The 25,415-nt window shown below is 69.7% G+C and carries 19 protein-coding genes; 5 read left to right on the forward strand and 14 right to left on the reverse strand.

Translation table 11 applies throughout. The features are described from left to right. Positions 1 to 305 precede the first annotated feature (305 nt). The 3 genes from ACMTAK_RS19345 to ACMTAK_RS19355 all read right to left on the reverse strand — a co-directional run bounded on the left by ACMTAK_RS19345 (position 306) and on the right by ACMTAK_RS19355 (position 3,116). On the reverse strand, positions 306 to 1,937 hold the full coding sequence (locus tag ACMTAK_RS19345) for a recombinase family protein (RefSeq protein ID WP_413807379.1): 1,632 nt from the start codon (positions 1,935 to 1,937) through the stop codon (positions 306 to 308). Between the two features lie 76 nt (positions 1,938 to 2,013). Further along, the gene (locus tag ACMTAK_RS19350) at positions 2,014 to 2,214 is read right to left on the reverse strand and encodes a DUF397 domain-containing protein (RefSeq protein ID WP_413807380.1); all 201 of its coding nucleotides are present in this window, start codon (positions 2,212 to 2,214) and stop codon (positions 2,014 to 2,016) included. 11 nt (positions 2,215 to 2,225) lie between these two features. Then, positions 2,226 to 3,116, reverse strand: coding sequence for a helix-turn-helix domain-containing protein (locus tag ACMTAK_RS19355; RefSeq protein ID WP_413807381.1), 891 nt, complete (start codon positions 3,114 to 3,116; stop codon positions 2,226 to 2,228). 166 nt (positions 3,117 to 3,282) lie between these two features. Here ACMTAK_RS19355 and ACMTAK_RS19360 point away from each other — a divergent pair, with 166 nt between their 5' ends. Continuing rightward, positions 3,283 to 3,450, forward strand: a complete 168-nt coding sequence (locus ACMTAK_RS19360) for an ATP-binding protein (RefSeq protein WP_413807382.1) — start codon at positions 3,283 to 3,285, stop codon at positions 3,448 to 3,450. Between the two features lie 184 nt (positions 3,451 to 3,634). On the opposite strand, the gene ACMTAK_RS19365 is transcribed toward ACMTAK_RS19360, so the two are convergent. From ACMTAK_RS19365 to ACMTAK_RS19395, 7 genes are all read right to left on the reverse strand, one after another. Beyond that, the gene (locus tag ACMTAK_RS19365) at positions 3,635 to 4,792 is read right to left on the reverse strand and encodes an ABC transporter ATP-binding protein (protein WP_413807383.1); all 1,158 of its coding nucleotides are present in this window, start codon (positions 4,790 to 4,792) and stop codon (positions 3,635 to 3,637) included. After that, complete coding sequence (locus ACMTAK_RS19370; RefSeq protein WP_413807384.1) at positions 4,785 to 5,843, reverse strand: ABC transporter ATP-binding protein; 1,059 nt, start codon at positions 5,841 to 5,843, stop codon at positions 4,785 to 4,787. Before ACMTAK_RS19370 ends, ACMTAK_RS19365 begins: the two co-directional genes overlap by 8 nt. Before the next feature lie 11 nt (positions 5,844 to 5,854). After that, entirely contained in the window at positions 5,855 to 6,832 is a 978-nt protein-coding gene (locus ACMTAK_RS19375; RefSeq protein ID WP_413807385.1) for an ABC transporter permease, read from the reverse strand. Then, the gene (locus ACMTAK_RS19380; protein ID WP_413812935.1) at positions 6,825 to 7,751 is read right to left on the reverse strand and encodes an ABC transporter permease; all 927 of its coding nucleotides are present in this window, start codon (positions 7,749 to 7,751) and stop codon (positions 6,825 to 6,827) included. The genes ACMTAK_RS19375 and ACMTAK_RS19380 overlap by 8 nt, the downstream gene beginning before the upstream one ends. A gap of 149 nt (positions 7,752 to 7,900) precedes the next feature. After that, positions 7,901 to 9,544, reverse strand: coding sequence for a peptide ABC transporter substrate-binding protein (locus ACMTAK_RS19385; protein ID WP_413807386.1), 1,644 nt, complete (start codon positions 9,542 to 9,544; stop codon positions 7,901 to 7,903). 552 nt (positions 9,545 to 10,096) lie between these two features. Beyond that, positions 10,097 to 11,992, reverse strand: a complete 1,896-nt coding sequence (gene typA / locus ACMTAK_RS19390) for a translational GTPase TypA (RefSeq protein WP_413807387.1) — start codon at positions 11,990 to 11,992, stop codon at positions 10,097 to 10,099. A gap of 971 nt (positions 11,993 to 12,963) precedes the next feature. Further along, positions 12,964 to 15,006 carry an ABC transporter family substrate-binding protein gene (locus ACMTAK_RS19395; protein WP_413807388.1) on the reverse strand — a complete coding sequence of 681 codons (2,043 nt, stop codon included), beginning with the start codon at positions 15,004 to 15,006 and terminating at the stop codon, positions 12,964 to 12,966. A 307-nt stretch (positions 15,007 to 15,313) separates the two neighbouring features. Here ACMTAK_RS19395 and ACMTAK_RS19400 point away from each other — a divergent pair, with 307 nt between their 5' ends. The 4 genes from ACMTAK_RS19400 (at position 15,314) to ACMTAK_RS19415 (ending at position 19,264) form a co-directional block, all read left to right on the forward strand. Continuing rightward, on the forward strand, positions 15,314 to 15,598 hold the full coding sequence (locus ACMTAK_RS19400; RefSeq protein ID WP_020868672.1) for a hypothetical protein: 285 nt from the start codon (positions 15,314 to 15,316) through the stop codon (positions 15,596 to 15,598). Positions 15,599 to 15,673: 75 nt separating this feature from the next. Next, positions 15,674 to 16,525: a hypothetical protein gene (locus tag ACMTAK_RS19405; protein WP_413807389.1), complete on the forward strand. Its 852-nt coding sequence runs from the start codon at positions 15,674 to 15,676 to the stop codon at positions 16,523 to 16,525. A gap of 16 nt (positions 16,526 to 16,541) precedes the next feature. Further along, on the forward strand, positions 16,542 to 18,497 hold the full coding sequence (locus ACMTAK_RS19410; RefSeq protein ID WP_413807390.1) for a fumarate reductase/succinate dehydrogenase flavoprotein subunit: 1,956 nt from the start codon (positions 16,542 to 16,544) through the stop codon (positions 18,495 to 18,497). Next, on the forward strand, positions 18,494 to 19,264 hold the full coding sequence (locus ACMTAK_RS19415; RefSeq protein WP_413807391.1) for a succinate dehydrogenase/fumarate reductase iron-sulfur subunit: 771 nt from the start codon (positions 18,494 to 18,496) through the stop codon (positions 19,262 to 19,264). Before ACMTAK_RS19410 ends, ACMTAK_RS19415 begins: the two co-directional genes overlap by 4 nt. Before the next feature lie 558 nt (positions 19,265 to 19,822). Here the strand turns inward: ACMTAK_RS19415 and ACMTAK_RS19420 are convergent. The 4 genes from ACMTAK_RS19420 to ACMTAK_RS19435 form a co-directional block, all read right to left on the reverse strand. Then, on the reverse strand, positions 19,823 to 22,525 hold the full coding sequence (locus ACMTAK_RS19420) for a SpoIIE family protein phosphatase (protein ID WP_413807392.1): 2,703 nt from the start codon (positions 22,523 to 22,525) through the stop codon (positions 19,823 to 19,825). Between the two features lie 222 nt (positions 22,526 to 22,747). Next, entirely contained in the window at positions 22,748 to 23,176 is a 429-nt protein-coding gene (locus ACMTAK_RS19425) for a (deoxy)nucleoside triphosphate pyrophosphohydrolase (RefSeq protein WP_413807393.1), read from the reverse strand. A 204-nt stretch (positions 23,177 to 23,380) separates the two neighbouring features. Beyond that, a complete protein-coding gene (locus ACMTAK_RS19430; RefSeq protein ID WP_020868678.1) occupies positions 23,381 to 23,566 on the reverse strand; it encodes an SPOR domain-containing protein in 186 nt (61 codons plus the stop codon). Positions 23,567 to 23,713: 147 nt separating this feature from the next. Then, positions 23,714 to 25,372, reverse strand: coding sequence for an APC family permease (locus ACMTAK_RS19435; RefSeq protein WP_413807394.1), 1,659 nt, complete (start codon positions 25,370 to 25,372; stop codon positions 23,714 to 23,716). Between the last annotated feature and the right edge of the window lie 43 nt (positions 25,373 to 25,415).

The following is a 25,415-nucleotide window of genomic DNA, read 5'->3' on the forward strand; positions in this document are numbered from 1 at the left end:
CCCGGATACCGCCGTTATCGTCCCCCGATCCGTCCATACCTCCGGCAGGGCCGGAACGGGAGGACCGGACGGAACAGGTGCCAGTCGAGATCTCCGGCGCGTCCGCGCTCCCTGCGGTCCCGGCAGACGACGACCTGGCCGACTGGGCATGGGCCAGGGAGCATGCGCGGAAGGCTCCCCGGTGGTCTGACCACACGTGGCGGCGCATGAACGCGATCTTCGGTATCGAGGTCGCACCCCACGCCCCCACACCTGGCCACCGCCCACGTGCCTCGTAACGGGGCCCCTGGGGGCTGGTCCTGCTGTCACTCCTCCTCGGCGTACAGCGGGACCAGCCGCTCCCGCAGGGGCACCCGCCTGCCCCTGCCGACCGGCAGCACGACAATGGCCGTGAACGCCCGCTCCACATACGCCCGCTTCTCCGCCAGCGTGATATCCGGCCGCGCCCACTCCACCGCGATATCCACCGGCTTCCCGCTGGAGACCAGCGCTTTGCGCTGCCACGCGTTGCGCTCCCGGCTCAGCCGCTTCTCCTCCGCCTCGTACTCGGACAGATCCCGGTAATACCGCTCCGCGCTGATCAACCGGTCCCGGCGGGCCTGCTTCAGATCCTCGATGTCCTCCCGGACACGTCCCAGTTTCTCCTCCTCCGGCCATGCGGCGGTGGCGGTCACGGCCTGCCGCCTCCCAGCCTCTTCCTGGTGCTTGGCGATCAGGAGTTTGCGCACCAGTTCATCGGCCTCCTCACCAGGGATACGGATACCGCCGCACCCCTGGCCACTGGCACTGTTGTGGCAGGAGTAGAAGTAGAAGCCCTCCGGTTTCTTCTGGCTCGGCCCGGCCTTGCCCGCGCGCAGCTTCGCCCCGCAGCCCTCCTTGCCACACCGCAACGTGCCGGTCAGCAGGTACGTGCGGGCGTTGTGGCCGCTGCCCCGCTTCGGGCTCGCCTCGATGATCGCGCACATCGCACGCCACTGCTCCACGGACAGGACCGGCTGATGCTGCCCGAGGACCGGTTTCCCGTCGTCGTCGTGGACGATCACGGTGTGGGCTGACTCGGTCTTGGTCTCGGGGTCGAATTCGTACACGGTGCGGGAGCGGTAGCCGCAGATACGCGGGTTGGTCATGATCTTCTTCAGGACCTGGACGTTCCACTTCTTGCCGTTCGCGGTTTGGATTCCGGCGCGGTTCCAGTCCGCGATGATCGTGTACCAGGGGCTTCCGTCGATCAGACGGCGGACCGCCTCCCGCAGGAGCTTCGCCTCGCCGGGGTCGAGGGTGCGGCGGTCCTCCTGCCAGCCGAACGGACGGCCCCCTCCGGCGGGGATTCCCTGCTGCTGCATGGCCCTGTGCTTCCGCTTGACACGCCGGGCGGTGTCCGCCGACTGCTTGTTCGCCATCGCCACGATCACCCGCGCCATGGCCCGGCCGTTGTCGGTCAACAGGTCCAGTGTGCCGGTGATGTCGATGATCGGCCGGTGATAGTGCTCCACCACCTCGATGGCGTCTTCCAGATGCCGGGTATCGCGGGTGAGCCGGTCGATGTCGTAGACGATCAGGCCGTCCAACGGCTCACCATTGGGGGTCCGGCCCGCTTTGACATCTTCCAGAGCAGCCTCGAACACCGGCCGCACCACGCGGTGCACCGCGCGTCCGTCGGGCAGTCGTATCCGCTTGCGCTTCCACGCTGAAGTGTCCGGCTCGGTGTAGGTGTGCACGTACCGGCCGCCGCGTGCCTCGACGAAGGCGCGGGTGTCCTTCTCCTGCTCGGCGGTGCTCTTGATGTCCTTGCCCGTGAGGAACCGGACCGCCCCCGGCCGGACGTCGTCGGTCTCCAACGGCTCGCCTTCGGCCTCCTCCGTGGACAGGCGCGTCAAGCCCGCCCAGTTCATCCCGTCCAGCTTGCCCCACTGCGCTCGTTGCACGAGTTCGCTCATGAGAGAAGAAACTACATTCGGCATTCCGCTGCTTGCGTGTGATCAAGCACTTTCGGGAGGGGTACCGGGGCCCGACTCACCCTTCGAGGTGATCGAATCTCCCCGCCTTCGCGGCCCGCAGAAACGCGCGGAGCGCGGCCGGGGTGGGGGCTATGACGACCTCCGGGTCGTCGCTCTCGCGGAGGCGGGGACGGCCGCCGGAGTCGGCGGAGAGTTCCACGCAGTTGGCGGCGTCCCCGGAGCTGAAGCTGGACTTGCGCCACTGAAGCGCGGACATGCGGACGTCCCCTAGAGCAGGGGATACAGGACGTGCTGGATGAGCCCGAGCGAGTCCTTCACCGTACGGCCCTCGGGCGCGGCCTCGGCGTCGATGGGAGGCAAGGCCAGATCGCTCAGTTCAGCGAACGACCGCCCGTATTCGGCGAACGATCGACGGTCATCAAGGTACTGGGTCTTGCCCAATTGGTCGACCAGCACCGTCCCCAGTTCCGCCGCGTCCGGTTCGATCAGCATGAACGGGTGGCTGAACGCGCTACGGCCTTCGTCGTCGAGCGAGATCACCTGGATCGTCACATTCGGCAGCCGTGACATCTCGATCAGCCGCAGGAGCTGATCCCGCATCACCGCTCGGCCTCCGTACAGCACGCGCAGCGCCGCCTCATGGATGATGGCGTGCAACCGAGGGGGTTGGTCGCCGGTGAGGACCTGCTGGCGCCGCATCCGGAACTCGACGGCCGTCTCCCGTACCTCGTTCGCGGCAGGCGAGAAAACACTGCGGTGGACGGCTGTGGCGTACTCGAAGGTTTGGAGCAGCCCTGGGATGAACAGCAGCTCGTAGTTGTGCAGAGCGACGGCCCCGGCTTCCAGCTCGGCCAAGTCGAGGTAGCTTGCGCCGAGAGTCGTGCGGTAGTCGCTCCACCATCCCCTGCCGGACTCCCGCCCCAGGGCCAGCAAGGCGTCAACAGGGTAGGTATATGTTCCACTGAGCGCCTGAGCCAGCTTCTGAAGCCGCTCGGCGGACAGGTTCGTCCGGCCCGCCTCGACGTTGCTGAAGTGCGGCTGCCGCATCCCCACTACCTGGGCCGCCTCGCCCACAGTAAGCCCTGCCGCCTCCCGCAGCCTGCGCACCTCGATGCCGAATCGGCGCTGCCGGTACGTGGGATCGCCCCTGAGCCCCATGCGGTTCCCCTCTCTCGTGCGGCGAGTGTTGCGCGGCGCACGCCCGAAGAGCCCTGGTCCTACGGCCTGTTCATCCCCCACGACCCACGCGCCGTGGGCGTCGTAGCCGTCGCCGTCCGACTTCCGGGTCACCGTATGGGACTCCGGCTGCGGGCTGCCGCAACCGGTGGCGGCAAATGCCGAGGACGAGAGCGGGCGCGGGCTCACGCTCGTCGAGTCGTGCTCCGACACCTGGGGGGTGCACGACTACACCGACAAGGACGCGGGCGTCACCGGCAAGGCCGTCTGGTTCACGCTGAACCCGCCCACCGCACGCCCCCACCAGCTTGGATGACCGTTGACCGAAGCCGAAGCGTTGCGGGCGTACCGGCGGGGCGCGTCGCGAGGTCGCGGCGTGAGCGATTCCGTGCGGCATTGGCCCGAGTCGGACGGGGCCTGAACGACGACGAGGGCCGCCCGGGACGTGGATCACGTCCCGGGCGGCCCTCGTCGTTCACACAGCGGCCCGCGCGGTAGCGCTAGGCGTGGACCACGTCCTTTTCCTCCGCGAAGTGACACGCCGACTCATGCGCCGCAGGCGAATCCGTGTCGGCGAAGCGCTCGGGGATGGCGAGGAGGGGGACCTCCTTGGCGCACTTGTCCTCGGCCTTCCAGCAGCGGGTGCGGAAGCGGCAGCCGGAGGGCGGGTTGGCCGGGGAGGGGACGTCGCCGGTGAGGATGATGCGTTCCCGGCCCTCGCGCGACTCCGGGTCCGGGACCGGGACGGCCGACAGCAGCGCCTGGGTGTAGGGGTGCGTCGGGTGGTCGTAGATCTCGGTGTCGGAGCCGATCTCGGCCATCTTGCCCAGGTACATCACGCCGACCCGGTCGGAGATGTGCCGGACGATGGACAGGTCGTGGGCGATGAAGATGTAGGACAGGTTGAACTCGTCCTGGAGGCCCTCCATCAGGTTGATGACCTGTGCCTGGACGGACACGTCGAGCGCGGAGACCGGCTCGTCGCAGATGATGATCTCCGGGTTGAGGGCGAGGCCGCGCGCGATGCCGATGCGCTGGCGCTGGCCGCCGGAGAACTGGTGGGGGTAGCGGTTGATGTACTCGGGGTTGAGGCCCACGACGTCCAGAAGTTCCTGGACCTTGCGGCGGCGGTCGCCCTTGGGCGCCACCTCGGGGTGGATCTCGAAGGGCTCCCCGATGATGTCGCCCACCGTCATCCGGGGGTTGAGCGAGGTGTACGGGTCCTGGAACACCATCTGGATGTTGCGGCGGACGGCCCGCAGCGCGCGGCCCGACAGCCGGGTGATGTCCTGGCCCTTGTAGAAGACCTCACCGGCGGTGGCGGTCTCCAGCGTCATCAGCAGCTTGGCGACGGTGGACTTGCCACAGCCGGACTCGCCGACGATGCCGAGGGTCTCGCCCTGGTAGAGGTCGAAGGAGATGCCGTCGACCGCCTTGACCGCGCCGATCTGCCGTTTGAAGAGGATGCCCTGGGTCAGCGGGAAGTGCTTGACCAGATTGCGCACCTGGAGGATCGGCTCACCGCGGTCGACCTTGGCCTCGAGCGCGGCGACGGCCTCGTCCTCGGTGGCCGCGTCGACCGTCTCCACCTCCGTGACGTTGGGGGTGGCGTCCGCGGCCGGTTCCATGGCCTTCTCGTTCTTCTCGGGGTCAGCCATGGAGGGTCTCCTTCCAGAAGTGGCAGGCGCTGCCGCGGCCCGGCAGCTCCGTGCCGTCCTGCTCGGTGACCGGCACCAGGGCGGGGACGTCCTGGCGGCAGATGTCCTCCGCCTTGGGGCAGCGCGGGTTGAAGGCGCAGCCCGTCGGGATCTTGAGCAGATTGGGCGGCAGCCCCTTGATCGCGTAGAGCTCCTGACCCTTGCGGTCCAGGCGCGGGATGGAGTCCAGCAGACCGCGGGTGTACGGGTGGGCCGGGCGCTTGTAGAGCTCGTGGACGGGGGCGGTCTCGACGATCCGGCCCGCGTACATCACGGCGATCTTGTCGGCGACGTCCGCCACCACGCCCAGGTCATGGGTGATCAGGATCAGACCCATGTGGTACTCGCGCTGGAGCTCCGCGAGCAGGTCCATCACCTGGGCCTGAACGGTCACGTCCAGCGCGGTGGTCGGCTCGTCGGCGATGATCAGGTCCGGCTCCAGCGCCATCGCCATGGCGATCATGATGCGCTGGCGCATACCGCCGGAGAACTGGTGCGGATAGTCGCTCACCCGCTCCCTGGCCGCCGGGATACGGACCCGGTCCATCAGCTCGATGGCCTTGGCCTTGGCCTCCTTCTTGGACAGGCCCTGGTGGACCCGGAACATCTCGCCGAGCTGATAGCCCACGGAGAGCACCGGGTTCAGCGCCGAGAGCGCGTCCTGGAAGATCATGGCGATCTTGCGGCCGCGGATCTTCCGGCGCTCCTCGCCCGCCATGGTGAGCATGTCCTCGCCCCGGAACAGGATCTGCCCCTGCGGGATCTTCCCGGGCGGCATGTCGAGGATGCCCATGATCGCCTGGGCGGTCACCGACTTGCCGGAGCCGGACTCGCCGAGGACGGCGAGCGTCTCACCGGCGCGGACGCTGTAGTTGACGCCGTTGACGGCCTTGGCGACACCGTCCCGGGTGTGGAACTCGACATGCAGGTCGCGGACTTCAAGCAGTGGGGTGCCATCGTCTCCGGCACCCTCGCGGACGGCGTCGTCCGCGGTCTTCTCGATGGTGGTCACGTACGCCCTCCTCAGCGCAGCTTGGGGTCGAGGGCGTCGCGCACCGCGTCGCCGAGCGTGATGAATGCGAAGACCGTGAGGCTCAGCATTCCGGCCGGGAACAGCATCACATGCGGGTTGTCCCGGATGGCGTCCTTGGCGTCGGAGATGTCGATGCCCCAGGAAATGGTGGGGTCGGCGAGGCCGAGGCCGAGGAAGGACAGCGTGGCCTCAGCGGAGATGTAGGCGCCGAGGGAGATGGTCGCGACCACGATGGTGGGGGCCAGCGCGTTCGGCAGGACGTGCCGGAAGAGGATCCGGCCGGTTCCGGCGCCGAGGGCACGCGCCGCGGTGACGTAGTCCGCCTGCTTGGCGGTGATCACCGAACTGCGCATCACCCGGGCGATGGTGGTCCAGCCGAGGAAGGCCAGGGCCGCGATCACGACGTACACCTTGCGCTCGGTGAACGCGTTCAGCACGACCATCGAGCCGAGCAGGAACGGCAGACCGAAGAAGATGTCGACGATCCGGGAGATGATCGAGTCGATCCAGCCGCCGAAGTATCCGGCGGCCATGCCCAGCAGACCGCCGAGGAGGGTCACCACCGCGGTCACACCGACGCCGACCATGATCGAGGCGCGGGTGCCGTAGATGACCCGGGCGTAGATGGAGCGGCCCTGGCCGTCGTAGCCGAACCAGTCGGCCTGGAAGAAGTGGGTCAGCTCGGGCTTGGTCAGGAAGTGGTTGGTCAGATCGCCGTTGCGCGGCTCGGCGCTGGTGAACATTCCGGGGAACGCCGCGATGGCCAGCAGCAGCACCAGCAGCACCGCCGAGATCCAGAACAGCGGGCGATGGCGCAGCTCGTACCAGGCGTCGCCCCACAGCGAGCGCGGCTTGCCCTGGGGGGCGGGGCCGGAAGCGGCGGTGTCCACCTCGGCCGGCGGGGCCACGGCGTCGACCGCCGTGTCGACTGCCGTGCCGCCGGACTGGGATTTGGTCATGTCAGGCATACCGGATCCTCGGGTCCAGGACCGCGTACAGCAGGTCGACGAGCAGGTTGATCAGCAGAATGACGAGGACGAAGATGGTCACGACCCCGACGATGGTGGTGCCCTCACGCTGCCCGAGCGCCTTGAAGAGCAGGTTGCCGACGCCCTGGACGTTGAAGATGCCCTCGGTGACCACCGCGCCGCCGACCAGCGCGCCGACATCGGTGCCGAGGAAGGTGATGACCGGGATCAGCGAGTTGCGCAGCAGGTGGACGCCGACGATCCGGCGGCGCGGCAGCCCCTTGGCGAGCGCGGTGCGCATGTAGTCGGCGCGCAGGTTCTCCGCGAACGTGGTCCGGGTCAGCCGGGCCACATACGCCATGGAGAGCATCGCGAGGACGAACCCTGGCAACAGGAGCTGCTGGAGGTCCATCGAGTCCTGGACGTTCGGTGGCAGCCAGCCGAGTTCGTCGGCGAAGATGAACCGGGCGAGGTAGCCGAGGACGAAGACCGGCATCGAGATGACGATCAGCGTGAAGATCAGGACGCCGGTGTCGGCGGCGCGGCCCGCCCTGAGACCGGCCCAGGCACCGAGCCCGATGCCGATGATGATTTCGATGGTGAGGGCCACCGCCGCGAGGCGGAGCGTCACCGGGAAGGCCATCCCCATTTCCTCGGAGACCGGACGGCCGCCGAAGGTCTTGCCGAAGTCGCCCTTGAAGAGGTCGACCATGTAGTCGATGTACTGCTTCCACAGGGGCTGGTCCAGCCCGAACTCATGGCGGAGAGACGCGACCTGCGCGGGGTCCGCGGCCTTGTCGCCCCACATCGCCCGGATGGGGTCACCGGGCAGTACGTGGACCATGAGGAAAATAATCAGAGTAGTCCCGATGAACACCGGGATCATCTGGAGCAGTCGCCTGGCGACATAGCGCCCCATCATGCCTCCATGCCGTTGGGGGGCGGCGGAGGCCACGTCTCGTCTGCGCCACGCGGGTGGGGGGATGAGCTGCGGGCCTCACGCCTGCGGGCCGGTGCCGCCGCCCCCCGGTTGAGAGAAGCGGCGGCACCGGCCGGCGGTCCCGATGATTACTTCTTCTTCACCTGGACGTTGGTGAAGATGGGGTCGCCGTCCTGGCCGTAGGGGATCTTCCCGAGGACCTTGTTGGACTGGCCGCTGTTGACCTTGTAGAACCACAGCGGGATCGCCGGCATGTCCTTCGCGAGGATCTGCTCCGCCTGCTGGTAGAGCTTCACGGTCTCGTCGAGCGTGGCGGCCTTGTCGGCCTTGTTGGCGAGCTCGTCGAACTCCTTGTTGGCGTAACCGCTGGTGTTACCGGCCGCCTTGGAGCCGTACAGGTCCCTCATGAAGTTCGAGTTGACCGGGTAGTCGAGCACCCAGCCACCGCGGTACATGGACTTGACCTGGTGCTTGTCACGCGCGTTCAGGTCGGCCTGGAAGTCGGGCTTGGAGTCTCCGGTGCAGTCGACGCCGGTGGCCTTGCGGATGCTGTTGCAGACCGCGTCCACCCAGGGCTTGTGGTCCTGGTCGGCGTTGTACTGGATCGAGATCTTGTTGCCCGGGACCCCGCCGCCCTCCTTGATGAGGGCCTTGGCCTTGGCCGGGTCGTAGGTGACCTGCTCCTTGAGGGCGCCGGCCTTGTAGCCGAGCACGCCGCGGGCGACATAGCTGTCGGCCGGGGTGCGGGAGCCGTGGAGCACGGTCTTGGTGATCGTGTCACGGTCGATCGCCATGGACAGACCCTGGATGACCTTGGGGTCGATGTCCTTGAACTGCTTGGTGTAGAAGGCCGGGACGACCGACTGGACCGCCGAGTACTCCTCGTCGATCGCGCGCTTGCCCAGGTCGGTCTTGTAGTTGGTCAGCGCGGTGGTCGGAACCTGCTCGATCCAGTCGAGGTTGTTGGAGCGCAGGTCCGAGTAGGCGGCGTCGGCGGTGGTGTAGTTCTTGAAGTCGATGCCGCCGTTCTTGGCCTTGTTCGGTCCCTTGTAGCCCTCGAACTTACGGACCTTGATCAGCTTCTTGTGGTCCCAGGAGACGAACTTGTAGGGGCCGTTGCCGACCGGCTTCTCACCGAAGCCCTTGGGGTCCTTGAAGAAGCCGCTGGGCAGCGGGGACCACACGTCGTAGCCCAGCTTGTAGGCGAAGTACGAGACCGAGCTGTTGAGCTCGATCTTGAACTCGTTGTCGTTGACGACCTTCAGGCCGGACATCTTGTCGGCCTTGGGCTTGCCCTTCTCGGGGTGGACGTCCTCGTAGCCCTTGATGTCCTGGAACCAGCTGGAGTTGGTCTGGTTGTTCGCGACGTTGGCGGACCAGTTCCAGGAGTCCACGTAGGACTTGGCGGTCACGGCCTCGCCGTTGTGGAACTTCCAGCCCGGCTTGAGCTTGACGGTCCAGACGGAGGAGTCCTTGTTGGGGGTGACGGACTCGGCGTTGATGTACTGGAGCTTGCCGGTGCCGGGCTCGTAGTCCACCAGCCCGGCGAAGATCTGCTTGAGGACGCGGCTGCCCTGGCTCTCCTTCGCGTTCGCCGGCTGCAGCGGGTTCTGCGGCTCGCTCAGCTGGGCGGTGAGTATCCCGTTCGGGTCCGCCGTGCCCTTGTTCATGTCATTGCTGCCGCTGTCGCTGTCGTTGCCACCGCAGGCGGTCGCGGCCAGCGCCACAACCGCCGCCAACGCGACCCACTTGGCGCTCTTGGCACCGCGCATGGGTTTGCCTCCTCAGGAGTCCACTGTCACTACGAGAGGGGGCGCCCGGAGACACGCTGACACCCCTGACAGCGAAAGGGACCGGAACCCCCCAGATGTGCTCGTAGGTCCGCGCTCCCCACAGCGTGTGACCCATTGACCCGAGCTCAATGGACCCCATGATTGAGCACGCCCGGCCCTTAAACCACACCTTATGGGTCTCGCTTTGGTCACAGCATCTACGCGCGGAGCTTTGAAATCCGGACAAAACTGCCCCAGACAGACACACGCGAAACGGACTGTTAACACATCATGCGGAGCTTGGACGCCGATATTCGGACAGAGCGATCCGGATAACCGCTTGACTGGCACGTTGCTGACATGGCAACGGCCCGGACCCCCGCCGCGGAGGCGGTGGGTCCGGGCCGTGGGCAGCTCACCGAGGCGCGGTGTCGCGCCTACGGTCCGTGATCGGCGCCGTAGTGCGCCTCGACACCGCAAGGCGCCTCGGCGCCGTAGTGCGCATCGGTCCTCGGTCGTGAGCCTCGGCGCCCCCGCGCCCGGGTGTGCGCGTCAGCGCTTGGCGCGAGCCGCGGTGCGGGCGCGCTCCTTCTGATCCAGCACCACCTTGCGGATCCGCACCGTCTCCGGCGTCACCTCGACGCACTCGTCGTCGCGGCAGAACTCCAGGGACTGCTCGAGCGAGAGCAGCCGCGGCGGGACCAGGGACTCGGTCACATCCGCGGTGGAGGACCGCATGTTGGTGAGCTTCTTCTCCTTGGTGATGTTGACGTCCATGTCGTCGGAGCGGGAGTTCTCACCGACGATCATGCCCTCGTACACCTCCGTGCCCGGCGAGGTGAACAGCACCCCGCGCTCCTGGAGGTTGGTCATCGCGAAGGCGGTCACCGCGCCCGAGCGGTCGGCCACCAGCGAGCCGTTGTTACGGGTCTTCAGCTCGCCGAACCACGGCTCGTGGCCCTCGTGGATGGAGTGGGCGATACCGGTACCACGGGTCGCGGTCAGGAACTCGGTACGGAAGCCGATCAGACCGCGGGAGGGAACGATGAACTCCATGCGGACCCAGCCGGAGCCGTGGTTGGACATGTTGTCCATCCGACCCTTGCGGGTGCCCATGAGCTGGGTGACCGCGCCCATGTGCTCCTCGGGCACATCGATGGTGATGCGCTCGATCGGCTCGTGGACCTTGCCGTCGATCTCCCGGGTGACCACCTGCGGCTTGCCGACGGTGAGCTCGAAGCCCTCCCGGCGCATGGTCTCCACCAGGATCGCCAGCGCCAGCTCGCCGCGGCCCTGCACCTCCCAGGCGTCCGGGCGGTCGGTGGGCAGCACACGCAGCGAGACGTTACCGATCAGCTCGCGCTCGAGGCGGTCCTTGACCAGCCGCGCGGTGACCTTGCGGTCCTTCACGGCCGACTTGTCGGCGCCCTTGCCGCCGGGGCCGCGGCCGACCAGCGGGGAGGTGTTGGTGCCGATCGTCATCGAGATCGCGGGCTCGTCGACGGTGATCAGCGGTAGCGCGATCGGGTTCTCCGGGTCGGCCAGGGTCTCGCCGATCATGATGTCCGGGATGCCCGCGACCGCGCAGATGTCACCGGGGGCTGCCACCTCGGCGGGCTTGCGGGTGAGCGCCTCGGTCATCATCAGCTCGGTGATCCGGACGTTGGAGATGGTGCCGTCGCGCTTGATCCACGCGACCGTCTGCCCCTTCTTCAGCTCGCCCTGCTCGACTCGGAGCAGCGCGATACGGCCGAGGAAGTTGTCCGCGTCCAGGTTGGTGACATGGGCCTGGAGCGGCGCGGCCGCGTCGTACTCCGGCGCCGGGACGGTCTCCAGCAGAGTGGAGAAGAACGGCTGGAGGCTGTCGCTGTCGGCCGGGACGGTGCCGTCCTCCGGCTTGGTCAGCGAGGCCACACCGTCACGGGCGCAGGCGTAGACGATCGGGAACTCGATCTGCTCCTCGGTCGCGTCCAGGTCCAGGAAGAGGTCGTACGCCTCGTTGACGACCTCGTCGATCCGGGAGTCCGGACGGTCCGTCTTGTTGATGCACAGGATCACCGGCAGCTTGGCCTGGAGCGCCTTGCGCAGCACGAAGCGGGTCTGCGGCAGCGGCCCCTCGGAGGCGTCCACCAGCAGGACCACCGCGTCGACCATGGACAGACCGCGCTCGACCTCACCGCCGAAGTCGGCGTGGCCGGGGGTGTCGATGATGTTGATGGTGACGGGGTCGCCGCCGTCCGCCGGGTGGTACTTCACGGCGGTGTTCTTCGCGAGAATGGTGATGCCCTTCTCGCGCTCCAGGTCGTTGGAGTCCATGACCCGGTCGTCCACCTGCTGGTGGGCGGCGAACGCGCCCGCCTGCTTGAGCATGGCGTCGACGAGGGTCGTCTTGCCATGGTCGACGTGGGCGACGATGGCGACGTTACGAATGTCGTGGCGCGTGGGCATGAAAGCGCGCTTCTCCCGGTTGTTGGGTGGCGGCGCGCTCCTTAAGCGGCGCGCCTTCCGCCGGGCTGATCACGCCTCGGCCTCACCCCCATGGTACGGGGACGGCGCGGGGACGAATGCCGCAGCCCGTCCCGCGGCCCGTTCCGGCGCACCTTTCCCCTCCCCGCCCCTTCCCGATACCAGGGGCTCCGCCCCTGAACCCCGAGGCCTGGAGCAGCCCCACCACGCGGCGAAGCCGCATACCGCCACTCCTCCCGGCACGCTGACGCGCCAGAGCGACGGAGCCGCAAATCGCTGCCGCGGGAAGGGGCGGAGCTCCGCCCCGGGGCCTGGGGCGGAACCCCAGTTGCGGACTCTGGGGCAGAGCCCCTCCCGGGGCCTGGGACAGAGCCCCCACCCGGGATCTGGAGCGGAGCCCCCACCCGGGCCTGGGGCAGAGCCCCTCCCGGGGCCTGGAGCGGAGCCCCCACCCGGGATCCGGGGCGGAACCCCCACCCGAGGCCTGGGCAGAGCCCCGCCCGGGGCCCGGGGCGGAGCCCCCACCCGGGATCCGGGGCGGAACCCCCACCCGAGGCCTGGGCAGAGCCCCCACCCGGGGCCTGGGCGGAGCCCCCACCCGGGATCCGGGGCGGAACCCCCACCCGAGGCCTAGGACAGAGCCCCACCCGGGGCCTGGGACAGAGCCGCCACGCGGGGCCTGGGACAGAGCCCCACCCGGGGCCCGGGGCAGAGCCCCACCCGGGGCCCGGGGCAGAGCCCCACCCGGGGCCCGGGGCAGAGCCCCACCCGGGGCCCGGGGCGGAGCCCCAGTTGCGGGGTCTGGGGCAGAGCCCCTCCCGGGCCCTGGGGCAGAGCCCCTCCCGGGGCCTGGGGCGGAGCCCCCGCCCGGGGCCTGGGGTGGAGCCCCGGTTTCGGGGAGGGGTGGGGAGGGGAGCGGCTCGCGGTGGGCGTCAAGGCTCGTCGGACGACCCCTAGCGACGGAAGCCGATGTCCTGGTAGCGGGGCGTGGCGAAGCCGAAGGCGCCCGCGTTGACCAAGCCCTTGCGCATCGCGATCAGCTGGGGGCGCTGATAGAGCGGAATCGATCCGGCCGCCGCCCAGATCCGGGCGTCCGCCCGGCTGACCAGGGAGCGCGAGGCGCCGCCGTCCAGTTCGGAGAGCGCCTGGTCGAAGAGCTGGTCGATCTGGTCGGTGCCCACCCGGGTGTAGTTCTGCTCGACGACCAGGGAGCCGTCTGCCGCGGGCTGCGGCTTGGCGTAGATGGGGCGGGCGTCGGTGGCCGGGTAGGCGGAGGCGGGCCAGGAGTAGAGGGCCAGGTCGTAGTCGCCGGTGGCGATGTGGTCCCGGAAGTAGCTCTCACCGGAGACCTTGGTGATCTCGGTCCGGACGCCGATCTTCTCCAGCATCCGCGCGATGCGCTCGCCGACCGTGCTCAGCCGGGCGCCGGCCTGGTCGTCGGGGAGGACAAAGTGCAGCACCAGCGGCCGTCCCTTCTTCCGTACGACGGCCGTCTCCCGGAGCCGTCCGGACCGCCCGGCGTCACCGGCCGCGGGCGGGGCGCCGGAGGCGGTGGCCGTGGCGGTGGCCGTGGCGGTGGTGGTGGCGGTGGTGGCGGTGGCGGTGGCGGTGGTGGAAACGGCGCCGGAGGCGCTCTCCGTGGCGGGATTCGTGGAGCTCGCGTCGGCGGTCGGGGCGCTGTGCCGGCTGCCCCGGTCGTCCGTCTTGCCGTCCAGCGCCTTCTGCCGGCCGGTGCCGCCCGCCCGCCAGCCCGCGTCGGCGAGCAGCGACTGCGCGGCGTTGGTGTCCGGGTCGCCGAGGGCGCCGCTGTGGTCCTTGTAGCCCGGCTGGCCCGCCATCAGCAGATGGTTGCCGAGCGGTTCGGACGGCAGCCCCATCGGCTTGAGCACCAGCTTCGCCAGGGCCTTCCGGTCGATCGCGCGGGCCACCGCGCGGCGCACCCGCTCATCGGCGAGCGGGCCCTTGGTGCCGTTGAGGGCGAGCTGGGTGTAGGCCGGGTCCAGGGCCTTGCGCAGGGTGAACCTGCTCAACGCCCGGGTCCGCGACCGGTTCTTGTCGGTGTCGCCGCTGGACGGCTCCGGCGCACCCGCCTTGCCCGGGGCCGAGGAGCCCCGCTTGGCGCCCGCGGCCTGCTTGTCCGGGGCGGTGGCCTGGATGCGCCGGGCGGTGGTCCGGTCCACCTCGGCCAAGTCCAGCCGCCCGGCGATCAGCGCCTCGGCCCGCTTCTCGGCCGGGACCGCCTGGAAGACCACCCGGCTCAGCCGCGCCCGGTCGCCCCACCAGCGGGGGTTGCGGACGAGGGTGACCTCGGAGTCCGTGACCTGGCGGACCATGAAGGGTCCGGCGCCAACCGCGAGCCCCTTGTCCGCGGCCGCGGTGAAGACCGCCGGGTTGCCCATCACGCTCTTCGGGTACAGCGGGGTGAACAGCGAGCGCCAGTCGGTGTACGGCTTGGCGAAGGTGACCTTGACCTCGTGCTCCTTGTCCCCGGGTTCGACCTTGGCGATCCGGTCGTATCCAGCGTTGCGCGCCGTCCCGTACTTCTCGTCGGTGCCGCGCAGCGCCTTCCACTGGGCCTGGAAGTCCTCCGCGCCGATCGGGCGTCCGTCGCTCCACACCGCCTTGGGGTTGAGCTTGAAGACCACGACCTGCTTGGGGTCGGTCGAGGTGACGTCGGCGGAGGTCAGATAGTCGCCGTTGCGCTGGGGCCGGCCGCGGGCGTCGAGGGTGTAAAGGGAGGGCAGCACGGCGCCCGCGATCCGCTGGGTGCCCGTGTCCGCGGTCTTCTGAAAAGCGTTGAGCGTGGTGGGCGCCGCGTCCAGGGCCCAGCGCAGGGTGCCGGTGCCGGCGGTCCCGGAGCGAGGTGCGGAGGCGATGTCCCAGGCGGCGCGCGGCGGCGGGCCGTCGTCCTCGGAACTGCAGCCGGTCAGTACGGGCAGCGGCAGCATCACTCCCGCGGCGAGCAGCATGGCGCGGCGGCTCCTGGTGATGGGCATGGCTCGTACCTCCGCAGGGTGACGGATATATGCGCATTTGGCATAGTGTGACGCTGATCGCATATACTCCTCACTCAAAGCCACGGTTCATGGGACAGCACGCCGAGAGGGCCATGGAGACGGCCATGAGGGGAAAGGATCACCCGCGCGGATCAATGCGGCGGGCGCGCGCTCCGGCGCGCGGCGGCGGAATCCCGCCGGTGACGGCGCCAATCCCGACAGATCCCTTCACAATCAGGACCGTGGCGCGTAACACTCGCTGTCGCATGAGCGTCGCCAACCGCAACCGCGGAAGTGAGGGCAAGTCATGTCCTTGAACGACGACTTGACGGCCGTCCAGCGCTGTCTCGATGACCTGGTCCGTTCCGTCTCCCGGCTGGAGCAGCGGGTGGGCGCCGGCGGGCTGGAGATACGCCGCGTCCGCACCGACGCGGACCACCTGCGCGAGAGCCTCGCCCTGCTGCGCGAGACGGCTCCCGTGGAGCGATCACGCCCCGAAATGGTTCCGGTCCCCGACGCCCCGTACGACAGCGCGCTGTGGTCGGACGTCGACGACGAGGGCCTCGGCGCGCGAGATCGCCACGCGCCCTAGGGACGGGTCGGCGCGCCTCCCGTCACGGGGTGCGTCCCCACCGTCCCCCCACACCACTCCACCGCGGAGTTCCCCTTGGCCACAGGCACCGACCCGCAAGCCACCACGCCCGCGCCCGCAGACTCCGGAACGGCCCCGCACGGCGTGCACAGCGCCTCGCGCGCCGCCATCCCCGGCCGCCATCTGCGCAGCGACCGCTGGTGGCTCTCCCCCGCCATCACCGCCGCCGGACTGTTCGCGTTCATCGTCTACTCGACCTGGCGGGCCTTCGCGGGGGACGACTACTACGCCGAGCCGTACGTCTCCCCCTTCTACTCGCCCTGCGTCGCCCAGAACTGCGTGCCCATGAAGGGCGGCGCCAACTGGGAGATCTTCGGCGCGTGGTGGGGCCTGTCCCCGGCGCTGCTGATCCTGATCTTCCCGCTGGGGTTCCGGCTCACCTGCTACTACTACCGCAAGGCGTATTACCGGGGCTTCTGGGCCTCACCGCCCGCCTGCGCGGTCGCCGAACCGCGCGCCAAGTACACCGGCGAGACCCGCTTCCCGCTGATCCTTCAGAACATCCACCGCTACTTCTTCTACTTCGCGGTGATCGTCGCGGGGATTCTCACCTATGACACCGTGCTCGGCTTCCGGGACGAGCACGGCCGCTGGGGCCATATGGGCCTGGGCACCCTGGTGCTGCTCGCCAACATCGCGCTGATCTGGGCGTACACCCTCTCCTGCCACTCCTGCCGCCATATCGTCGGCGGCCGGCTGAAGCATTTCTCCCGGCATCCGGTGCGCTATCGGCTCTGGGGCTGGGTGAGCGGGCTCAACGCACGCCATATGCAGCTGGCCTGGGCCTCTCTCATCAGCGTCGCCGTCGCGGACTTCTACGTCTATCTGGTGGCGAGCGGCGCCTTCGACGATCCCCGCTTTTTCTAGGAGAGGTGCTCATCCGATGACGCAAGTCGAGCGGCAGGCGTGGGACGTGGTCGTGATCGGCGCGGGCGGCGCCGGGCTGCGTGCCGCGATCGAGGCCCGCGAGCAGGGCATGCGCTGCGCCGTCATCTGCAAGTCGCTGTTCGGCAAGGCCCATACGGTGATGGCCGAGGGCGGCATCGCCGCCAGCATGGGCAACGTCAACGAGCGCGACAACTGGCAGGTGCACTTCCGCGACACCATGCGCGGGGGCAAGTTCCTCAACCACTGGCGGATGGCCGAGCTGCACGCCCAGGAGGCCCCGGACCGGGTCTGGGAGCTGGAGACCTGGGGCGCGCTCTTCGACCGCACCCCGGAGGGCAAGATCTCCCAGCGGAACTTCGGCGGCCATGAGTACCCCCGCCTCGCCCATGTCGGGGACCGCACCGGCCTGGAGCTGATCCGCACCCTCCAGCAGAAGATCGTCTCCCTCCAGCAGGAGGACAAGGCCGCCACCGGCGACTACGAGTCCCGGCTGAAGGTCTTCCAGGAGTGCACGGTCACCCGGATCGTCAAGGACGGCGACCGGGTCGCCGGGGTCTTCGGCTACGAGCGCGAATCGGGCCGCTTCTTCGCCCTGGAGGCCCCGGCCGTGGTGCTGGCCACCGGCGGTATCGGCAAGTCCTTCAAGGTGACCTCCAACTCCTGGGAGTACACCGGCGACGGCCACTCGCTGGCGCTGCTCGCGGGCGCCTCGCTGATCAACATGGAGTTCGTGCAGTTCCACCCGACCGGTATGGTCTGGCCGCCCTCGGTGAAGGGGATCCTGGTCACCGAGTCGGTGCGCGGCGACGGCGGGGTGCTGCGCAACAGCGAGGGCAAGCGGTTCATGTTCGACTACGTCCCGGACGTCTTCAAGGAGAAGTACGCCCAGTCCGAGGACGAGGCCGACCGCTGGTACGAGGACCCGGACCACAACCGCCGCCCGCCCGAGCTGCTCCCCCGCGACGAGGTGGCCCGCGCCATCAACGCCGAGGTGAAGGCGGGCCGGGGCTCCCCGCACGGCGGGGTCTTCCTCGACGTCTCCACCCGGATGTCGCCCGAGGTCATCAAGCGGCGGCTGCCCTCGATGCACCACCAGTTCAAGGAGCTCGCGGACGTCGACATCACCGCCGAGCCCATGGAGGTGGGCCCCACCTGTCACTACGTGATGGGCGGGGTGGACGTCGACCCGGACACCGCGGCCGCCACCGGCGTGCCCGGTCTTTTCGCCGCGGGCGAGGTCGCGGGCGGGATGCACGGCTCCAACCGGCTCGGCGGCAACTCCCTCTCCGACCTGCTGGTCTTCGGGCGCCGCGCCGGGCTCCACGCGGCCCGCTACGCCCAGGAGACCGCCGCCTCCGGCACCCGTCCGGTGCCGGACGAGGCGCAGCTGGACCTGGCGGCGGCCGAGGCGCTGCGCCCGTTCAGCGCCGAGGCCGGTGAGCCGGACGAGACCGCGGGCCCGGCCGGGCCGCCGGAGAACCCGTACACCCTCCACCAGGAGCTCCAGCAGTCGATGAACGACCTGGTAGGGATCATCCGCAAGGCCGAGGAGATGGAGGAGGCGCTGCACCGGCTGGCCAGTCTGCGGGTCCGGGCGCGCCGCGCCGGGGTCGAGGGCCACCGGCAGTTCAACCCCGGCTGGCACCTGGCGATCGATCTGCGCAACATGCTGCTGGTCAGCGAGTGCGTGGCGCGCGCCGCGCTGGAGCGGACCGAGAGCCGCGGCGGACACACCCGCGACGACTGCCCGGAGATGGACCGCGAATGGCGGCGGCTCAATCTGGTCTGCCGGCTCTCCGACCCCTCGGGCGGTCTTGCGGCCCCCGACGCCGGGCACGGCCAGATCCGGCTCGAGCGGCGTGAGACACCGCCCATCCGGCCCGACCTGCTGAACCTGTTCGAGAAGGACGAACTGGTGAAGTACCTGACGGACGAGGAGCTGACCCAGTGAGTGCGTACGAGGCCCACTTCCGGGTGTGGCGGGGCGACCAGGACGGCGGCGGTCTGAAGGACTTCCACGTCGAGGTCAACGACGGCGAGGTCGTACTCGACATCGTCCACCGGCTCCAGGCCACCCAGGCCCCCGACCTGGCGGTCCGCTGGAACTGCAAGGCGGGCAAATGCGGTTCGTGCAGCGCCGAGGTCAACGGGCGGCCACGGCTGCTGTGCATGACCCGGATGTCGGTGTTCGAACGGAACGAGACAATCACCATCACCCCGCTGCGGGCCTTCCCGGTGGTGCGGGACCTGGTGACGGATGTGTCGTTCAACTACGCCAAGGCCCGTGAGGTGCCGTCCTTCGTGCCCCCGGAGGGGCTGGGTCCGGGCGAGTACCGGATGTGGCAGGAGGACGTGGGCCGCTCGCAGGAGTTCCGCAAGTGCATCGAGTGCTTCCTGTGCCAGGACACCTGCCATGTGGTGCGGGACTTCGAGGAGAACAAGGAGGCGTTCGCCGGCCCGCGGTTCCTGATGCGGGTCGCGGAGCTGGACATGCATCCGCTGGACGCGGCGGCCGACACCGGTCTTGACCGCAAGAGCACCGCCCAGGAGGAGCACGGACTGGGCTACTGCAACATCACCAAGTGCTGTACGGAGGTCTGCCCCGAGCAGATCAAGATCACCGACAACGCGCTGATCCCGCTCAAGGAGCGGGCGGCGGACCGTAAGTACGATCCGCTGGTCTGGCTCGGCAACAAGATCCGCCGCCGGGGGCAGTGATCCCCTCCCCGCCCCTTCCCGATACCAGGGGCTCCGCCCCTGGACCCCGGTGTCCGGGACAGAGCCCCGTCACGCGGCGGAGCCGCATATCGACGCTGCCGGGAAGGGGCGAAGCCCCGACCCGGGGCCTGGAGCGGACGCCCCAGTTTCGGGGACTGGAGCGGATACCCCGACCCGGAACCTGGAGCGGATACCCCAGTTTGGGGTCTGGAGCGGATACCCCGGCCCGAGGCTGGAGCGAATACCCCAGTTTCGAGGCCCGGAGCGGATACCCCGACCCGGGGCCCGGAGCGAATACCCCAGCCCGGGGCCCGGGGCGGATGCCCCGGCCCGGGGGCTGGAGCGGACGCCCCAGTTTCGGGGCCTGGGGCGGATACCCCGGCCCGGGGCTGGAGCGAATACCCCAGTTTCGGGGCCTGGGGCGGATACCCCGGCTCGGGGGCTGGGGCGGATGCCCCAGTTTCGGGAAGGGGCGGGGAGGGGAAAGTTCCGCCGGAGGCAGTACCTCCGCTTCGTGTCGCGGGCCCGGGCCCGCCGCCGTAACGGGTCGTGGCCCCGTCACCACAGGCTGAGCAGCGCCTCCACCGAGTCCGGACTCGAGGACCGGCCGTCCGGAAGGGCCAGTTCGAACCAGACGGTCTTGCCGAGCGGCGTCCTGCGGCTGCCCCAGCCCGCGCTGAGCAGCCCGACCAGCTGGAGCCCGCGCCCGCCCTCGTCGGTGTCCCGGGCGCGCCGCCGCCGGGGCTGGACCAGACCGCCGTCCCAGACCTCGCACACCAGCGTGCGGTCCAGCAGCAGCCGCAGCCTGATCTCGCCCTCGCCGTACCGCAGGGCATTGGTCACCAGCTCGCTGACCAGCAGCTCGGTGGTGTCCACCAGATCGTCCAGACCCCAGGACTCCAGCTGCTCCCGGGCCAGTTCGCGGGCCCGGCCCACGGACTGCGGGGCGCTCGGAAGGCGCCAGTCGCCGACCGACTCGGCCGACAGCCCCTGGACCCGGGCCATCAGCAGGGCGATGTCGTCCTCGCCGTGGTGGGTGTCAAGGGTGCTCAGGACGTGGTCGCAGACGTCCTCGAGGGAACCGGCCGCGGCGTTCCCGCCGTCGGCGCCGTCCGGGGTGTTGAGGGCCGCGCGCAGGGCCTGGAGCCCCTCGTCGAGGGTGTGGTCGCGGGATTCGACCAGTCCGTCGGTGTAGAGGGCCAGCAGCGCGCCGTCGGGGAGCTCGACCTCGATCTCCTCGAACGGCTCGCCGCCCACGCCGAGCGGCAAACCGGGCGGGACCTCCATCAGCAGGGCGTCCTCGCCCGGCTCCACGAGGACAGGGGGCGGATGCCCGGCGTTGGCGAAGGTGCAGCGCCGGGTGACCGGGTCGTAGACGGCGTAGACGCAGGTGGCGAGGTAGACCTCGGTCAGATCCGAGGAGTCGTCGGCGGCCCTGCCGTCGCGCACGAGGGCGCGCGAGCCGGACCGCGCGCCGGCGTGCGAACCACCCGGTGTGCCGAGGCCCCGGGCGATCTCGTCCAGCGCGGAGAGCACCTCGGCGGGCTCCAGGTCGAGCAGGGCGAGGGTGCGTACCGCGGTGCGCAGCTCGCCCATGGCCACGGCGGCGCGCAGCCCCCGCCCCATGACGTCGCCGACCACCAGCGCGGTGCGGTGCCCGGGCAGCTCGATGACGTCGAACCAGTCGCCGCCCACCTCGGTCGCGGCGTTCCCCGGCAGATAGCGGCAGGCGATATCGAGCCCGGCGGCCTCCGGGTCGCCGGGCGGGAGAAGACTGCGCTGGAGTATCAGCGCGCGTTCATGTTCTCTGCGGTACAGCCGGGCGTTGTCGATGCTCACGGCGGCGCGGGCGGCCAGCTCGACGGCGAGCGCGCGGTCCCGTTCGCCGAACGGCTCGCTGCCCTTGGTACGGGAGAACTGGGCCAGGCCGACGACGGTGTCCCGCGCGACCATGGGCACCACGAGGGTGGACTGGAGCATGGCCCCGAGCTCCAGGGCCTCGCTGCCGTCCCGCCCGGGGACGACGCGGACCTGGGCGGTGCGCAGGGCGTGGGCGCACAGCGAGTTGAAGGGGTAGCGGTGCACCTCGCCGACCTGGATGGGCTTGGGGTCCTCCACGGTGTTGACGCGGCAGATGTCGCCGAAGGGGACCGGGCCGTCGGAGACCGCGCTGGCGAAGGCGACGCGGCGCAGCTCGGCGCTGCCGTCGGCGAGCCCGGGCGGGGCCTCGTCGCCGGAGAGCAGCCCCTGGTAGAGGTCGACGGAGGCCAGGTCGCAGAACTGCGGTACGGCCACGTCCAGCAGCTCGCGGGCGGTGGTCTCCAGGTCGAGCGAGGTGCCTATTCGGGCCCCGGCCTCGTTCAGCAGGGCCAGATTGCGCCGTACGCCCGCGGCCTCCTGCTCGGCGCGGCGGCGGCCGGTGACATCCGTGGCGAGACCGGCGACGCCGATGGGGCGGCCGGAGCCGCTGTGCAGCCGGTAGAGCGAGACCGACCAGCGGCGGCGGTCGGGGCTGCCCGGCGCCTGGCCCACGATGGGCATGTCGGTCAGCGACTGCCCGGAGTCCAGGACCTGGCGCAGGGCCGCGGCCAGCCGGTCGGCCTCGCCGCGCGGCAGCAGATCGTGCGGGGTCGTACCGCGGTACTCCTCGGTGGGGCGACCGAAAACCTTGGCAAAACGCTCATTGACGCGGAGGATCCGCAGATCGGTCCCGAAGAGGAAGAAGCCGAGCGGAGATTGACCGAAAACGGCCTGTGAAGAAGCAAGATCGGTTTCCAGCCCGCGCAACGCGCTGACGTCCACCGCGATGCAGAGCGCGGCCCGCTTCCCGTGCTCGTCCTGAGCGGGCATCACATAGACCTCGGCGATGCCATGCCCGCTCGGCGTCCGGGGGTTACGGTAGGGAACCAGCCCGGTCCACTCCCGGCCGTCGAGGATGTCGGCCACCGCGCGCTGGCCCGTCTCCTGGTACTCCGGCGGTACGAACGCCTCCACCGGATCCTTGCCGATGGCCTGGCTCGCCGTCAGCCCCAGCAATTCCGCGGCCCGTTCGCTCCACTGCGCGATCCGGCCGTCGGGCCCCAGCGCGAAGGAGGCGACCCGGATGTAGTCATAGATCGAGCCGGGAGGACTGCTCTGCCACACCGCCGACATCGAGGACATGGACGACATGTCCGGCATCGAGGACCCCTGTGGCATCGGCGACACCTGCGAACCCACCGTCTCCTCGGGCATATCAGCCCCCGCTGGCTTCTCGCTCATGCGCCCGTCCCCTCCGGCTCAGGTGCTCCGACCGGCTTCAGATAGCCGAGTATCCAGCACTTCGGCCATCCCGAGTACGGTCTTCACGATCACAGCACTATCTCAGCCCGCCATCAGTGTCCGTCCCGGCTTTTGGTGAAGCGCTCATGATCAGCGCTCCCCCTCACTCCTAACCGGACGGAGGCGGCTCGAACCCCATGGATTTTCCCGCGCGGGACGTTCTCAAGAGGTGCGTGGACGGGTCCCCTCGGTGGCCCCCGCCGCACGCAGCCGGCGGACCGCCTCCGCCACCGCGGGACGGTCCGCGTCCAGCCAGTCCACCTCGTCCGCCCGGTCCGGGGGGAGCCAGCGCAGCTCGTCGTGGTCCTGGAGCGGGCGCGGCTCACCGGAGCGCAGGGCCGCGGTCCATACCCGCAGCACATAGCCGGGCTTGAGGGGCCACTCCCCCGGCAGCGGTTCAAGCGGCTCGACCTCGACCCCGAGCTCCTCGCGCAGTTCGCGGACGAGCGCCGCCTGTGGGGTCTCCCCGGGCTCGGTCTTGCCGCCGGGCAGCTCCCAGCGGCCCGCGAGCTCGGGCGGGGCGCTGCGCCGCGCGGCCAGTAGCCGCCCCCGGTCGAACACCGCTCCGCCCACCACCACGCGCACGCTCATGATCGGCACCCTAGCCTGCGCGGAAGCACACCGGAGCCCCGGGGCGGGAGCGCTCCGGGGCTCTGGAAGAGGTACGCATTCCTGCGAACCGGATGTACGTATTTCCGCGGACCGAAACCGAATTCGGGCTTACCGGACTCGGGGCTTACCGGACTCGAGCTGACCGGACTCGGACTAACCGGACTCGGACTAACCGGACTCGGACTAACCGGACTGACGGGACGCGGCGGTCCGCTCGACCACGTACAGCTGCTCCTGGCCCTCGCCCTCCAGTCGGTCGGCCACCTCCTGGGCCTCCGTCCTGGTGGCGTAGCGCCCGACGCGGTAGCGGTTGCCGTTGCTGTCCTGGCGGATCACGAGCCAGGGCAGCACAGCGTTCCCGTCACTCATCTCCCCGCCCCCTCCGCTGTGGCGTGCCCGGGCGCACGACCCCGCGACACCGTTAAGGAAATCCCGATCCGCATATGCCCGAGCCTACGCCCTACCTTCACGCAGCGGATACGTATTCTTACCAGGAGGCACTCATCCGGCCATGTCTCAGACGCCGACTTCGGCCTTCACCCGATCGCCGTCGCCGCCCTCGCCCGCCTCGTCGGCCGGGGCGGCGCCCATCTCGCGCTCGGCCTCCAGCAGCGTCGGATTGCGCCATGCGCTGCGTACGCCCCAGAAGTAGAAGGCCAGTCCGATCAGCGCGACGATCACGATGTCCCAGCCGCCCGGCAGGTAGCCGCGGCCGCCGAACTCCGTGCCGCCGGCCCATGACACCGCCGCCATGACGAGCAGATACGTGACCATCCAGGCACCGGCGGCCAGATGCGGCCGCAGTTCCGCCCACGGCTTGCGCAGTTCGTACCAGGCCCAGATCGGCAGCCCGATCGCCATGATGAAGATGACCTTGCCGGTGAGCGGCCAGCGGGCCCAGTACAGCACCAGCGAGCCGAAGACCATCGCGATCGGCGCGATCACCGGCATCGCGCGCAGCCGCACCGGGCGCGGCAGCTCCGGGGAGAGGCGGCGCAGCGACATCACGGCCACCGGACCGGTGATGTACGAGATCACGGTGGCGACGGAGACGATCTCGGCGAGCGAGCCCCAGCCGCGGAAGACCGCGAGGAAGATGAAGGCGATCGCCAGGTTGAGCAGCAGCGCCGGGCGCGGAATGCCGGTCTTGGGGTCGACCTTGCCGAAGATCCCCGGCAGATGGCCGTTCTCCTGGACGCCCTGGATCATGCGCGAGGTGGTGGCCGCGTAGATCATGCCGGTGCCGGACGGGGAGATGAAGGCGTCCGCGTACAGCAGCATCGCCAGCCAGTTCAGGCCCCAGGCCAGGGAGAGATCGGCGAGCGGGGAGTTGAAGGAGAGCCCGGACCAGCCGCCGTGCCGCAGATCGGCGGCGGGGACGGCGGTCAGGAAGGCGATCTGCAGCGCGACGTAGATCACCAGCGCGATGAGGATCGAGCTGATGACGGCCTTGGGCAGCGACTTCCCCGGATCACGGGCCTCGCCCGCCATGTTGAGCGGCGACTGGAAGCCGTTGTAGGCCCAGACGATGCCGGAGACGGCGACGGCGGTGAACACGGAGCTCCAGCCGTTGGGGGTGAAGCCGCCGTTACCGGTGACATTGCCGGTGTCGAAGTGCGACAGCAGCAGCGCCCCGGCGGTCAGGGTCGGCACGACCACCTTGAAGACGGTGATCGCGGTGTTGGTCTTCGCGAAGAGGGAGATCGCGAACCAGTTGAGGAAGAAGTAGAAGAGCAGCAGCACGGACGCGAGCGCGACACCGCTGCCGGTCAGCTCCTTCCCGTCGTACAGCGCCTTGGCCCAGCCGAAGTCCCAGGAGGACATGTACTGCACGGAGGCCGTGGCCTCGCCGGGGATCACGGAGACGATGGCGATCCAGTTGGCCCAGGCGGCCAGATATCCGGCCAGCGAGCCGTGCGAGTACTGGCCGTACCGGACCATGCCCCCGGCCTTGGGGAACATCGAACCCAGCTCGGAGTAGGTCAGGGCGATGGTCAGGGCGACGGCCGCGCCGATCACCCAGGCCAGGACGGCGGCGGGCCCGGCCAGCGCGGCGGCGCGCTCGGCGCCGAACAGCCAGCCGGAGCCGATGATCGACCCGAGGCCCACGGCGGTGAGGGCCACCGGTCCGAGCGACCTTCGATAATGCGAGTGGGAACCCTGCTCCGTGCTCAAGTTCCTGGCACTCCTTTCGCCCCCCGACGACCGGACACAAACC

The sequence above is a fragment of the Streptomyces lacaronensis genome (assembly GCF_047337785.1).
Lineage (GTDB): Bacteria > Actinomycetota > Actinomycetes > Streptomycetales > Streptomycetaceae > Streptomyces > Streptomyces lycopersici.